Annotated in this window: 10 protein-coding genes; 4 read left to right on the forward strand and 6 right to left on the reverse strand. The window is 54.9% G+C overall.

All coding sequences use genetic code 11. From position 1 onward, the window contains the following. Positions 1-98: 98 nt before the first annotated feature. Entirely contained in the window at positions 99-1,574 is a 1,476-nt protein-coding gene (gene ilvC, locus AC6HVW_RS20375; protein WP_071681470.1) for a ketol-acid reductoisomerase, read from the forward strand. An 87-nt stretch (positions 1,575-1,661) separates the two neighbouring features. Here the strand turns inward: ilvC and kdgK are convergent, their stop codons facing one another. Together kdgK and AC6HVW_RS20385 are read right to left on the reverse strand one after the other, a co-directional pair. Next, positions 1,662-2,594: a 2-dehydro-3-deoxygluconokinase gene (gene kdgK, locus AC6HVW_RS20380; RefSeq protein WP_071681468.1), complete on the reverse strand. Its 933-nt coding sequence runs from the start codon at positions 2,592-2,594 to the stop codon at positions 1,662-1,664. 153 nt (positions 2,595-2,747) lie between these two features. Beyond that, positions 2,748-2,951, reverse strand: a complete 204-nt coding sequence (locus AC6HVW_RS20385) for a 2-hydroxymuconate tautomerase family protein (protein WP_021181815.1) — start codon at positions 2,949-2,951, stop codon at positions 2,748-2,750. Positions 2,952-3,219: 268 nt separating this feature from the next. Between AC6HVW_RS20385 and pdeH the strand changes: the two genes are divergently transcribed. Together pdeH and AC6HVW_RS20395 are read left to right on the forward strand one after the other, a co-directional pair. Next, entirely contained in the window at positions 3,220-4,020 is an 801-nt protein-coding gene (pdeH, locus tag AC6HVW_RS20390; protein ID WP_071681466.1) for a cyclic-guanylate-specific phosphodiesterase, read from the forward strand. Positions 4,021-4,123: 103 nt separating this feature from the next. Beyond that, the gene (locus AC6HVW_RS20395; RefSeq protein ID WP_186486524.1) at positions 4,124-6,169 is read left to right on the forward strand and encodes an AsmA family protein; all 2,046 of its coding nucleotides are present in this window, start codon (positions 4,124-4,126) and stop codon (positions 6,167-6,169) included. 183 nt (positions 6,170-6,352) lie between these two features. Here AC6HVW_RS20395 and AC6HVW_RS20400 read toward each other — a convergent pair whose 3' ends face one another. From AC6HVW_RS20400 to yhjD, 3 genes are all read right to left on the reverse strand, one after another. After that, on the reverse strand, positions 6,353-7,105 hold the full coding sequence (locus tag AC6HVW_RS20400) for a CDP-diacylglycerol diphosphatase (protein ID WP_186486523.1): 753 nt from the start codon (positions 7,103-7,105) through the stop codon (positions 6,353-6,355). A 92-nt stretch (positions 7,106-7,197) separates the two neighbouring features. Then, positions 7,198-8,520, reverse strand: coding sequence for an MFS transporter (locus AC6HVW_RS20405; protein WP_021807376.1), 1,323 nt, complete (start codon positions 8,518-8,520; stop codon positions 7,198-7,200). Positions 8,521-8,861: 341 nt separating this feature from the next. After that, entirely contained in the window at positions 8,862-9,857 is a 996-nt protein-coding gene (gene yhjD, locus AC6HVW_RS20410; RefSeq protein WP_024527658.1) for an inner membrane protein YhjD, read from the reverse strand. 320 nt (positions 9,858-10,177) lie between these two features. Between yhjD and AC6HVW_RS20415 the strand changes: the two genes are divergently transcribed. Next, positions 10,178-11,044: a crotonase/enoyl-CoA hydratase family protein gene (locus tag AC6HVW_RS20415; protein WP_071681458.1), complete on the forward strand. Its 867-nt coding sequence runs from the start codon at positions 10,178-10,180 to the stop codon at positions 11,042-11,044. Between the two features lie 19 nt (positions 11,045-11,063). On the opposite strand, the gene pdeR is transcribed toward AC6HVW_RS20415, so the two are convergent. Beyond that, positions 11,064-13,055: a cyclic di-GMP phosphodiesterase gene (gene pdeR, locus AC6HVW_RS20420; RefSeq protein WP_071681456.1), complete on the reverse strand. Its 1,992-nt coding sequence runs from the start codon at positions 13,053-13,055 to the stop codon at positions 11,064-11,066. Positions 13,056-13,409: the final 354 nt, after the last annotated feature.

Raw genomic sequence — 13,409 nt, forward strand, 5'->3', positions numbered from 1 at the left:
CGCAATTCCTGTTATACATTGGTTTCAACGGATCCCGCATAGACAGGGCGGGAATGAGAATAATATTGCACGACACAACATCTAACTGGAGCATCACCATGGCTAACTATTTCAACACATTGAACCTGCGTCAGCAGTTGGCGCAATTGGGTAAGTGCCGTTTCATGGCGCGTGACGAATTTGCGGATGAAGCCGGTTACCTGAAAGGGAAAAAAGTGGTGATCGTCGGCTGTGGTGCTCAGGGTCTGAATCAGGGTCTGAACATGCGTGATTCCGGCCTGGACGTGGCTTATGCGCTGCGTAAAGAAGCGATTGCCGAGAAGCGTGCCTCATGGCGCAAAGCCACCGAGAACGGCTTCAAGGTTGGCACCTACGAAGATCTGATCCCGCAGGCCGATCTGGTCGTTAACCTGACGCCAGACAAGCAGCACACCTCCGTAGTTCGTGCCGTACAGCCGCTGATGAAAGACGGTGCTGCACTGGGCTACTCCCACGGCTTCAACATCGTTGAAGTTGGTGAGCAGGTTCGTAAAGACATCACCGTAGTGATGGTTGCACCTAAGTGCCCAGGTACCGAAGTGCGTGAAGAATACAAACGTGGTTTCGGTGTACCAACGCTGATCGCGGTTCACCCGGAAAACGATCCAAAAGGCGAAGGCATGGCGATTGCCAAGGCATGGGCGGCAGCCACTGGCGGCCATCGTGCAGGCGTGCTGGAATCTTCCTTCGTTGCAGAAGTGAAATCTGACCTGATGGGCGAGCAGACCATCCTGTGCGGTATGCTGCAAGCGGGTTCTCTGCTGTGCTTCGACAAGCTGGTATCTGAAGGTACCGACCCGGCGTACGCAGAAAAACTGATCCAGTTCGGTTGGGAAACCATCACCGAAGCGCTGAAGCAGGGTGGTATCACCCTGATGATGGATCGTCTGTCCAACCCGGCGAAACTGCGTGCCTATGCGCTGTCTGAGCAGTTGAAAGGCATCATGGCTCCGCTGTTCCAGAAACACATGGATGACATCATCTCTGGCGAGTTCTCCAGTGGCATGATGGCAGACTGGGCCGCAGACGATGTGAAACTGCTGACTTGGCGTGAAGAGACTGGCAAAACTGCCTTTGAAAACGCGCCGCAGTTTGAAGGCAAAATCAGCGAGCAGGAATACTTCGACAACGGCGTACTGATGGTAGCAATGGTGAAAGCGGGCGTTGAGCTGGCCTTCGAAACCATGGTGGATTCAGGCATCATCGAAGAGTCTGCTTACTACGAATCACTGCACGAGTTGCCGCTGATTGCCAACACCATCGCGCGTAAGCGTCTGTATGAAATGAACGTGGTGATCTCCGATACCGCAGAATACGGTAACTACCTGTTCTCTTATGCGGCGGTACCGTTGCTGAAAGAGTTCATGACCACTCTGCAGGCGGGCGATCTGGGTAAATCTGTTGCTGGTACCACCGTTGACAACGCGCAACTGCGTGACGTGAACGAGGCGGTGCGCAACCACCCGATCGAATCCGTTGGCCGCAAACTGCGTGGTTATATGACCGATATGAAACGTATCGCAGTAGCCGGTTAAGCACCAAGATTGTAGAGGCCCGATTTATCGGGCCAACTAAAAAGGCCAGCATCGTTGCTGGCCTTGTGCATTTCTGGCGTTCGGGAATTATTGTGGCATCGCCTCGCGTGGGATGATGGCCCCGCGATACTGGATCACCGTGCTGGCGGTCAGGTGACCACGTTTGGCCGCGCTAACCGCATCACCGCCGGTCAGGCGTACAGCCAGATAACCCGCGCTGAAGGAATCCCCGGCTGCGGTGGTATCAATCACTTTCTCTTTTGGCAGTTTGACCGCCGGTACGTCGTGGGCTCCCCCATCGGCGCTGAACACCAGGCAGGAATCTGCGCCACGCTTAATCACAATCTCACTCACGCCAAAGTCGCGGGTACGGCTCACCACCTGCTCAACCGGCTGCTTGCCCCACAGTAAATCTTCATCATCCAGCGTCAGGAAGGCGATGTCGGTACAGGCCAGGATCTCGCGATAGGCCTGCTGAGTTTCTTGCTGGCTTTGCCACAGCCGCGGCCGATAGTTGTTATCGAAGATCACTTTGCCGCCGTTGGCCCGGCATTGGCGCAGCAGGGTCAGCAGTTTTTCCCGGCTGGCAGGGTTGAGGATCGCCACGCTGATACCGCTCAGATACAGGTAATCAAACTGCGCCAGCTGTGCACACAGGCTCTCTGCCTGCGGGCCATCCAGCCAGTAGCGTGCGGCCGCATCGTTGCGCCAGTAATAGAAGGTGCGCTCGCCGGTATCGTCGGTTTCGATCACGTACAGCCCCGGCAGCTTGTTGTCCAACTGCTGGATCAGATCGGTTTTTACCTGCTCCTGCTGCCAGGTTTGCAGCATTTCCCGGCTGAAGCTGTCGGTGCCTAGCGCGGTGACGTAATGCACATTTAGCGCCTGTTGCGGCACCTGACGGGCGATATAGACGGCAGTGTTGAGGGTGTCGCCGCCGAATCCACGGCTGAGATCGGCGCCTTTCTGCGACAGTTCGATCATGCATTCGCCGATCACGGCGAGGTTTTTGCTGTTCATGATAATCCCTGGCTTGATAATGAGTCTGGTTGCTGCGAATACGTCCAGTCTCAACGCAAGGGCGAAGCGAGTCAATAGGAATAAAACAGCGTTTTAATTAGTTTATGATCGCGATCGGGAAACGAGAAGTTTCCCGCCGCTGAGGAAGGAAAACTACTTGGCCGCCGCGCGCAGATCGGTGACACATTGACCACCAATCCCCCAGTTATCGGTTTCCACTTCATCGATAACCACCACGGTAGTGGCCGGATTTTTGCCGAGCGTATCGACCAACAGTTGAGTCACGCCTGCAATTAGCTGTTTTTTCTGCTCCGCGGTTGCGCCTTCGCGGGTAATTTTGATATTTACGTAGGGCATAAAATTTTCCTCTTGTTATATACCCGTCGTCTTTCAAGCTGCAGCGTTGTTACCTGCACTTGCCCACCCCAGTCACTTACGAAAAGTAAGCTCCTGGGGATGAGCAAGCTTGTCGCCTAGCTGCAGCTTGAAATCCATAGGGTAGAGATCTATTGCATGTAGGTAATGGCTTAATGTAGGGACCTTTTACCCAGGCTTAAAGTTTTATTGTGCGTTGCCGATAACAAGATCGACAAATTTCCGGCAACGTTATCGTTCCCATTCCCTAATGGCGATAGTACCGATGATAACCAACATGATCTCTGGTCTACTGACGCCATTGTTTGCCGCCTGGCAGCGTGCCAAGGTCTTCCGTTACTGGCGGCAGTGTCGGCGTTTGTATACTTTTCAGCCCATTTACCGCACCTGCGGCAAATTGCTGGCGGTGGAACTGCTCACGGCGGTACATCATCCTGCGTCACCGAGCAAGCCGGTATCCCCAGAGCACTACTTTGCCGCGCTGGGGTTGCGCCAGCGCCTGGCGGTGCTTCAGGAACAGCTCAATTTACTGCAGCAATGGCAGGCCATGTTTATCCACCATGCGTTGATGGTCTCCATCAATATCGACGGCAAGGCCTTACAGGCCCTGCAGCGACACCCGGCGATGCAGCGGCAAATCAGCGTCATGCCTTACCTGCGTTTTGAGCTGGTTGAGCAGGCAGACAGGGCGTTGAATGGGCCGCTGCAGCATATCCCCGGAGCGGAGCGCCTGTGGCTGGATGATTTTGGTAGCGGGTTGGCGAATTTCTCTGCGGTCAGCAGTTGGCGTTATCAGTATATCAAGGTGGCGCGCGAGCTGTTCATGTTGCTCAAGCAAAGCGACGAGGGCATCCAGCTGTTTTTTACCCTGGTGCGCCTGATGAGCCAGCATAGCGACGGAGTGATTGTCGAAGGGGTAGAAACAGAGCAGGAATGGCTGCTGGTACAGCGCTCTGGCGCGTTTGCAGCCCAAGGGTATTACCTGAGCCGCCCTGCACATTTTGACCAGCTGAAAACGCTGCCTACGCGGTTTATTGCCCCCACCCCTTGACCCATTAGTTCCCATTGCGTGAACTTAGGCTTATCCTCGACTAGGCTTTCAGTAAGGCTGCTTATCAATTTTCGCAGTCATCTATCGCCTCAAGGGAGCCGCTATGACAAGAACAGGCAAAACTTTTAGCTGGATTGGCGGCATCGTACTGCTGATTATCGTGGTTTTGGTGGTGTTCATTGCCACCTTCGATTGGAACCGCCTCAAACCCACCATCAATAGCAAAGTCTCTGCCGAGCTGCAGCGCCCGTTTGCTATTCGTGGCGATCTGGGCGTTAACTGGGAACGTCATCAGGATGAGGGAGGCTGGCGTGCCTGGGTGCCTTGGCCGCATATCTACGCCGAAGATATTATGCTGGGCAACCCTGCCAGGATCCCCGGTGATGAGATGGTCACACTGCAACGCGTCGATGCTTCGATCGCGCCATTGGCGCTGCTGGGCAAAGAGGTGCTGATCCCGCGTATCTGGTTGAAACAGCCAAATGCCACGCTACAGCGCCTGACGAACGGTGACAATAACTGGACCTTCAACCTGGCCAACAGCGCTGAAAAAGACCCCAACCAACCGCAGTCAGACTGGTCTGTCAGCATTCACGATATCGTGTTCGATCGCGGCCAGATTGATTTTAAAGACGCCACGCTCAAGGCCGATTTCCAGGCGCTGATCGACCCACTTGGCAAGCCTCTGCCCTTTAGTGAAGTTGCGGGTAAGCAGCCGGGAGATAAAGCGACGACGCCGGATTATGTCTTCGGCTGGAAGATTAAAGGAAAATACCACGGTGAAGCGCTGTCAGGCAGCGGCAAGATAGGTGGCATGCTGTCACTGCAAAGCGCTGATATTCCGTTCCCGCTGCAGGCCGATGTCCGTTCCGGCAATACCAGAGTGCAGGTCGCGGGGACGTTGTCCGATCCGCTGAACCTTGGCGGCCTGGATCTACGGCTGAAATTCTCCGGTGACAGCCTGGGAAACCTGTATGCGCTGACCGGCGTGCTGTTACCCAACACTCCACCTTATTCTACCGATGGCCATCTTATCGCCCAGTTGCATCAACCGGGCGGTGCGGTATTCGAGTATCAGGGTTTTGACGGCAAGATCGGTGACAGCGATATCCATGGGGACTTGAAGTACGTTGCGAGCCACCCTCGGCCCAAGTTGAGCGGTGAAGTGCTTTCCAAACAGCTGCGTTTTGCCGATCTTGCGCCATTGATCGGCGCGGACTCCAATCAGCAGAAAGCCAATCGCGGCGAGAAAACCCGCCAGCCGAGCGACAAAGTGCTGCCGGTTGAGAAGTTCGAAACCAAAAGCTGGGGGGTAATGGATGCCGACGTCAAATTTACCGCCAAACGTATTGAGCATGGCAGTTCGCTGCCGTTGAGCGATCTGAATACCCATCTTAAGCTGGATAACGCGGTGATCCTGATGGACCCGCTGCGTTTTGGCGTGGCCGGGGGCAACCTGAATGCCACCGTCCGTCTTGATGGTAGCAAGAGCCCGATGCAGGGCCGGGTGGATATGCATGCGCGTAAGTTCCAGCTCAAGCAGCTGCTGCCGAACGTGGAGTCGATGAAGCGCAGCTTGGGGGAATTGAACGGCGATGCCAAGCTAACGGGCAGCGGCAACTCGGTGGCCGATTTGCTGGCGACCAGCAGCGGCGATCTGCGCCTGCTGATCAATGACGGCGTGATCAGCCGCAGTCTGATGGAAATCCTGGGCCTCAACGTAGGTAACTACCTGGTAGCTCAACTGTTTGGCGATGACGAGGTGGGGATCAACTGCGCGGCGGCGGATGTCGGCATTCGCAGCGGGTTGGCGACACCACGACTGTTCGTGTTTGATACGGAAAATGCCATCATCAACATCACCGGCAACATCAATTTCGCCACCGAGCGGCTGGATCTGTCCATCGATCCGGAAAGCAAAGGGATGCGGGTGCTGACCTTGCGTTCGCCGCTGTATGTCAAAGGGACGTTTAAAAAACCGGACGCTGGCGTGAAGGCTGGGCCGTTGATTGCTCGCGGGGTGGCTGCGGTGGCATTGGGCGTTGTCGTTGCTCCGGCAGCGGCATTGCTTGCCCTGGTTTCACCGAGTGACGGTGGCGAAGAAAACCAGTGTGGCAAGATCCTGCAGCAGATGAAGAACAAGAAGTGACCCCTCACCCTAACCCTCTCCCCCAGGAGAGGGGACCGATCGAGCTGGGCTTAAAGTGTAGTGATTCTTCATGAGCACTGGCTAATTCACCTTGGTTGAAAGGGCGTAAGATGACCTTTTTACTTCCAAGCAAGCAGGGGCTATCAGCTCCCTCTCCCTTTGGGAGAGGGTTGGGGTGAGGGGTTAATGCAGTACCTGGCAGCCGTGATCCTGGATCTCTTCGGCGGAGGCCAGATTCAGCTGCCACAGGTTACGTTTCACAGCCAGCAGTAGGAAATCTCCTCCCGGTAAGGTCGTCATCGCCATGCCGTAGCTCCCCATGCTTTCACGTGCTCCCTCAACGCCCTGAGCCAGCAAACGGAATGCCCCAAGCTGCTTGAGTTCAGCAGCGCTGGCGCGGCGAGCCAAATAATCATGCTCCAGCAATCCACCAGGTAGCGGCTGCCAGCTTTCACTGAAATCCCCTTGCAGCTGTGCCAGCCGGCTTTTTACCGCCGGTTGCAGGCAAGAAATATGAATATGCAGCTGATTTTGCGTACGGCCATATTCGGAGTTGATCGCCAGAGAGATGGCGGCATCGTCGATCGGTTTACCGAGTTTATCCGCCATAAAATGCCGGGCCTGCCAGGCTAAGGCGAAGAAGTTGGCGGTATCGGGCTTCAGTACCTGCGGACTTTCAATACCGGTGATTTTGGCCGTTGGCATCAACAGGTATTGTAAAGGCCCATTGCGGTCTTTCAGCACCACGAACCCTGCCTGCTCATCTACCTGTGCGCAGGGGGCCGGATTATGGTTTTGTTGCTGATTTGGCTGGCATTGCTGGCTGACGATACGCCACAGCGCATCCGGGTGGGCCGGTTTCAGCCAGAAATAGGCGGCAATGGCGATAATTATCAGCAACGTAACAGACAAACAGAGCCAACGGCGCAATGACATGGGCGGGTTTCCTCAGCAAATGGAGGGATAGCATAGCCGGGATTTGTGACAACAGACAAACAGGCCCCCATAGGCAGGGGGCCGGGAGAGGATTACAGAGACGTGTGGCGGGTTTCTTTCATCAGCAGCAGCGCGATCAGCGTCAGGCTGGCCATGGCCGCCAGGTACATGCCAACGTAGAACAGCCCGTAGTTGTTAGCCAACCAGGTCGCAATATAAGGCGCTACCGAAGCCCCCAGGATCGAGGCCACGTTATACGAGAACGAGGCCCCGGTGTAGCGCACTTCGGTTGGGAACAGTTCAGGCAGCAGTGCACCCATCGGGCCAAAGGTCAGGCCCATAATGCTCAGCCCCAGCAGCAGGAAAGCCATCACCAACAGCTGATTGCCGGAACCCAGCATGCTCGGGAACAGGAAGGCAAAGCCGATCATCAACAGGGTGATGACAATCATGGTCTTGCGGCGGCCAAAGGCATCGGCCAGCAAACCGGCGATCGGCACCATCACGCCAAAACCAATCACCGCTACCATCAGCATCCACAGGAAGCTGTTACGTGAATATCCCAGCCCTAGCGGCTCTGCGGCCGTGCCGTAGGTCATGGAGTAAACGGTCATCAGGTAGAACAGCGTATAGGTAGCCAGCATGATGAAGGTACCCAGGATGGTGGCCTTTTTGTGCTTGCTCAGCAGTGTTCCGAGCGGGACCTTTACCTGTTTGCCCGCTTTGGCCACCTTGGCAAAAACCGGAGTCTCATGCAGCGAAATACGCACATACAGGCCCACCAGCACCAGCGCGGCAGAGAGGATAAATGGTACGCGCCAGCCCCAGGTCATGAACTGTTCGTCAGTCAGCAACCAAGAGAGTAGCAGGAAGGTGCCGTTGGCGAAGAAGAAGCCGATCGGTGCACCCAACTGCGGGAAAGAGCCGTACAGCGCACGTTTGTTGGCAGGCGCATTCTCGGTGGCCAGTAACGCGGCACCGCCCCATTCACCACCCAGACCCAGGCCTTGGCCAAAGCGTGCCAGCGCCAGCAGGATCGGTGCAAAGATGCCAATGGTTGCATAGCTTGGCAGCAGACCGATCAGCACGGTGGAAATCCCCATGGTCAGCAGTGAAGCCACCAAGGTGACCTTCCGCCCGACGCGGTCGCCGAAGTGGCCGAACAGAGCAGAGCCGATTGGCCGTGCCACAAAGGCGATGGCGAAGGTGGCCAGCGATTGTAGCGTTGCAGCTGCCGGGTCACCCTGTGGGAAGAAGATATGCGGGAATACGATCACCGCAGCGGTGGCATAAATATAGAAATCAAAGAACTCGATGGCGGTACCGACCAGAGAGGCGACGATGACTTTTCCCCGGGAGTTAACCGGTGTGGACGCGGCATCGGCGTCCAAGGGGGTTGCGATGGTGGCTTGCATAGTTATTTCTTATATTTTGACTAGGGAAAAATTCATCTTAGTCATAGCAAAATGGCTTTTCAACGGGGAGATTTTGTACTATCTGGCAAATAAACTGTTAAAAAGACTAATGTTTTAACGAGTTGACGTTCTATGGTCGTTAACGTGGTGAAGTGAGCTATACGCAGAGATAATGACTGGAAAAGGAGCAAAGAAAAGTTATAGGGTAGTTTGTTATGCTGGTTTTTGCCGGTTGTTTAGTCTTGATTTAGAGTTATTGACTGTTTTTTTAGTTGATTGTTGAAATAAAAAACCAGTCGCAACCTTGCGACTGGCATGAATACCATGCTGATGGTGGATATTCACTTGCCCTGCGGCAGGGTTTTGTCCTCTTTATACTCTGCCGTGGCAATCCAGGCGGCGCAAAACAGCGTCAGGCGGGCAAAAAAGTAGAAGAACGCCATCAGCCCGATCACCGAGCCAAAGGCGGCACCGGAAGGCGATTTGGCGACCTGCGGCAGCGTCATGGTCATCACAAACTTGATAGCTTCAAAGCCAATTGCGGCGATCAGCGTGCCGCGCAGCAGCGCTTTTTTCTTCGGCTTATGGCGTGGCAGCATCCAGAAGATCCACAGAAACAGCAGGTAGTTGGCAAAAATGGAGATCGACAGTGCGATCAGCGTCATCGCTGGCCGTAGCCATTCAATGCCATCCAGCCCCAACGCATGCACGATGGCCGCCTGGGCAGAACCCGCAATCGAGGTTAACGACAGCGTGACGATCAGTGCCACCACCAGGCCGGTTAATGAAATAAAATCGCGGGTGTAGCGAAAATAGATTTTCTCCTGATCCTGCGGATTACGTTCCCAGACGTCACGGGACTGGGCGCGGATCGCCTCACGCAGGTTACCCATCCAACTGATGCCGGAGTACAGCGCCAGCGCCAGACCGGTCAGGCCGACGGTGGTACGTTGCTGGATGGCGGTATTCACCGTGTTCTTCAAGGTACTGGCCAGCGTGGGATCGCTGATGCTGTTGACGATCTTGTTGATCAGTTCGGCCAGCAAATCCGGATTAGATGCCAGCACAAAGCCCACGGCGGCAAACGACACCATCAGGATCGGGATCAGTGAGAGAAACGAGAAGTAGGTAATGGCGGCGCCAAACTGGCTGCCGAGACGGTCGTTGAAGCGTTCGGTGGCTCGCAGCAGGTGAGCGATGGTGGGCCAGGCTTTAACGCGCTCTATCAGGCGAGCGAACCCCGAAAGGCCTTTATCCAGTTTTTGGTTGCCGGTTTTGATGGCGATCGTCGGTTTCTCAATGGCCTCAGGCTGCTCTGGAGCGGCTTTATTCTGCATTACGTCACGGTATCCTTCAGGTAAATCAATGGGCATGTGCTTGATTATAGCCAAATATGCCCTCGATTTGGCCGTTATGGACGAGATTGGGTTAATTCTGATGATGGCCTCTACCAACAGCTGCGAGCAAGAACGTTCGATTTTGTCCTATTCACCACACGTCTGTTTTTCTGCCAGATCCCTGCAATTTTATCTATCTCAGCGCCAGGAAGGCTTTTACTCATCTTATGGCGCGCGCTTTTTTATCCGGCATGCGCCTTCTGCAGCCGTAGGGGCTGGAACGGTTATTTCCTGAATCAATAGATAAAATGGAAGGTCTTATGAAATTATTCAATCATCCCACCTGTCGTCCATTTACCGAAGCGGGCAACCTGTCGCAACTTTCCGCTTATTACGAGGAAGATCGCCACATCATGTGGATGTTATTGCGTGCAGAGCCGCGTCCTTGCTTCAATCAGGCGCTGATAGAAGACATCATGACGCTGGCGCAGGCGGCGAAAGAGTCGACGTTGCAGTTCGACTTCTGGGTCACTGGCTCGCTGGTGCAAAACATGTTTAACGTCGGCGGGGATCTGAGCTTTTTTGCCGAAGCGATCAAAAACCGCAAGCGTGAGGCGATGATGGCATATGCGCGGGCCTGTATCGACTGTGTGCATGCGGCAGCACGAGGTTTTGATACCGGGGCCATCAGCATTGCCATGGTGGAGGGCAGCGCGCTAGGGGGCGGTTTTGAGGCGGCATTGGCGCACCATTTTGTTTTGGCGCAGAACAACGCACGGATGGGGTTCCCAGAAATCGCCTTCAATCTGTTTCCCGGTATGGGCGGTTATTCACTGGTAGCCCGCAAGGCAGGTATGCGCCTGGCGGAAGAACTGATCTGGAGCGGTGAGTCTCACACTGCCGAATGGTTCGAAAACTATGGGCTGGTGGATAAGCTGTTTCAACCAGGTGATGCCTATATGGCGACTCGTACCTTCATCGACACCATCAGGCCCAAGCTGAATGGTATGCGTGCCATGTTGCGCGCGCGTCAGCGGGTATTACAGTTAACCCGCTCCGAGCTGATGGACATCACCGAGGATTGGGTGCATGCGGCCTTTACCATCGAGGAGAAGGATCGTCTGTATATTGAGCGGTTGGTGATGTTGCAGGATCGGCACACGCTTAATCAGCGTCACGCTGGCTAAGCGTTAATTCCCGCCCGCATCACTTTGGTGATTGCGGGCTATAGGTTTTCAGCCACTGCTCCAACTGTTCGGGCAGCATCGGCCGGGCGAAAAGAAATCCCTGTTTTTCATCGACCCCAACGCAGTCCAGGAAGCGATTTTCACTGTCCGTCTCGACCCCTTCGGCAATCACCTTGAACTGTAGCGCTTCGGCGACCGCGACGATGGCGCGTATCAGTGACTGTGATACCGGGGCCAGATTGACGCCGCGAACAAAGCTTTGATCCAGCTTGATGGCGTCCAGCGGGATACGTGCCAACTGGGCCAGAGAGGAGTAACCGGTGCCAAAATCATCCAGGTGTACCTGGGCGCCCAAGGCCCGTAGCCGGGCGATCACCTCACGAGCCCGATTCTCATCTTCTATCAGGCTGCTCTCGGTCAGCTCAAAGTCCAGAGTGCAGGGAGAAAGCTGGTTTTCTCGCAGTACCTCAACCAGATCGTCTACCACGCTGTCATCCACCAACTGCCTGGCGGAAAGGTTAACCGCGATGCGTAAATTCAGCCCCTGCTGCTGCCAAATGGCAGCCTGTTTAGCGGCGGTTTGCAGCACCCAGCGACCAAGTGGGGCAATCAGCCCGGACTCTTCGGCATAGGAGATAAACTGCAGCGGTGGGATCAGCCCGCGCTCCGGCGAATCCCAGCGGACCAGCGCCTCTACGCTGTTCACAGCTCCGTTGAGCGTTGTGACCTTGGGTTGGTAATACACCACCAGTTGCTCCTGTTCCAGCCCCTTACGCAGGTTGGTATCCAGCCACATGTATTCGGCAACGCGGCGGTTCATGTCCGGCGAGAAGACGATAAAGGTGCGTTTGCCGTGCTCCTTGGCGACGTACATGGCGGTATCGGCGCTGCGGATCAGGCTGTCCAGATCGTGGCCATGTTGCGGGCAAAGGGCAATACCAATCGAACAGCCGGTGTAGACCTCGATCAGGCCGATGCGGAAGGGCATTTGCAAACGATCGATAATGCGCTGGGCCAGCTCTTGCAGCATAATCCGGTCGGCCTGGGTGACCATCACCAGAAATTCATCTCCCCCCAGACGGGCAAGTTTTTCGCCATGATCCAGGCAACTGAGAATGGCGTGGGACACCTCGATCAGCAAGCGATCGCCAAACATATGGCCATAGGCGTCGTTCACTTTTTTGAAGTTATCCAGATCGAGATAGACCAGCCCTACGTGGCTTTCACCGCGTTCGCTTATCGCCCGGTTAATATCATCCTGAATGGCGTTGCGGTTTGGCAGGCCGGTGATGGTATCGGTATTGGCCAATAGCCGCAGGCGTTCCTGGGCACGGCGTTCTTCGGTGATATCCGTGCCGGAACAGATCAGGAACACCTCTTTTTTGCCGCTGCCGCTGTGGACAAACTTGTTGCGGAACAGGAATAACCGCTCGCCTTTGACCGTTTTGATCCAGCGCTCCACCTCATAGGAGGCCCCGTTGCGAAAGAAGTTGGCAATATTGCGCCGAGATGCTGCGGCCTCTTCGGGGCTCATAAACATCTTGAAGACGTTTTTGCCTATCACGTCCTGTTCCTGCAGGCCGGTATACTCTTCGCTCAGGCGGTTAAAGCGCTGGACGCGGCCGTGTTGGTCAACGATGACAATGACGGAATTGGCCTCTGACACCACCTGTTCGGCAAACGATAGGCCGTGCACCAAATCACGTGCCACGGCCTCGGTATCGGTATAGGCAGAGGCGGTGCCTGCCCACTCTAATTTATTGACCCGGCGTCCGACCAAATGCAGGTGGATGGGCTGGCCGCTGAGCTGGATGGTCAGATCCAGGCTGGCGGTAACCCCGCTCAGACGGCGGATTTTCGCCGCCTGCATTTCGTCGAGAGCCACGGCAAGGTGTGTTTTGCCTTTGATTGCCGTCAACTGCAGGGCATTGCTGTCAAACGCCAGATGCCAGTAAGGGCTGCTGGTGCCAAAATGGGTGTTAAGGAGTATCGGGCCTTGGTCTGCGAACATGTTCATTCCTCAAAATGGGACAGCCGGACCCTACGCTGCAGCCTGAAAGACGATGGGGATCGCGTGAACGACGTCTGTATAGAGTGTAAAAGAGAACCGCGCAGTGTGCGAAAATCAGTTTTTGGCTTCGTTGAGCCAGAGTTGTGGCTAGGGATGCTAAATTAATCCCAAGCTGGAGGTGGACAAAAGCCACACTAATAATTACGCTTGGGTCATGTAATCTTCCAAATAACAGACGCCTTCTCCATAATTTATTCATAATTGACGAATATTGCCATTTTTGATTTTAAAAAATTTACACTCCCTCGCATTACTATATATTCATGCGCATACTATTATTTCCGACGACGAGAT

The sequence above is a fragment of the Serratia sp. NCCP-200 genome, from assembly GCF_059697885.1.

What these genes read in the sequence shown, in the direction of transcription:
- ilvC (WP_071681470.1), top strand. Translation starts at nt 99, where the DNA reads ATGGCTAACTATTTCAACACATTGAACCTGCGTCAGCAGTTGGCGCAA.
- kdgK (WP_071681468.1), bottom strand. Translation starts at nt 2,594, where the DNA reads ATGAACAGCAAAAACCTCGCCGTGATCGGCGAATGCATGATCGAACTG.
- AC6HVW_RS20385 (WP_021181815.1), bottom strand. Translation starts at nt 2,951, where the DNA reads ATGCCCTACGTAAATATCAAAATTACCCGCGAAGGCGCAACCGCGGAG.
- pdeH (WP_071681466.1), top strand. Translation starts at nt 3,220, where the DNA reads ATGGCGATAGTACCGATGATAACCAACATGATCTCTGGTCTACTGACG.
- AC6HVW_RS20395 (WP_186486524.1), top strand. Translation starts at nt 4,124, where the DNA reads ATGACAAGAACAGGCAAAACTTTTAGCTGGATTGGCGGCATCGTACTG.
- AC6HVW_RS20400 (WP_186486523.1), bottom strand. Translation starts at nt 7,105, where the DNA reads ATGTCATTGCGCCGTTGGCTCTGTTTGTCTGTTACGTTGCTGATAATT.
- AC6HVW_RS20405 (WP_021807376.1), bottom strand. Translation starts at nt 8,520, where the DNA reads ATGCAAGCCACCATCGCAACCCCCTTGGACGCCGATGCCGCGTCCACA.
- yhjD (WP_024527658.1), bottom strand. Translation starts at nt 9,857, where the DNA reads ATGCAGAATAAAGCCGCTCCAGAGCAGCCTGAGGCCATTGAGAAACCG.
- AC6HVW_RS20415 (WP_071681458.1), top strand. Translation starts at nt 10,178, where the DNA reads ATGAAATTATTCAATCATCCCACCTGTCGTCCATTTACCGAAGCGGGC.
- pdeR (WP_071681456.1), bottom strand. Translation starts at nt 13,055, where the DNA reads ATGTTCGCAGACCAAGGCCCGATACTCCTTAACACCCATTTTGGCACC.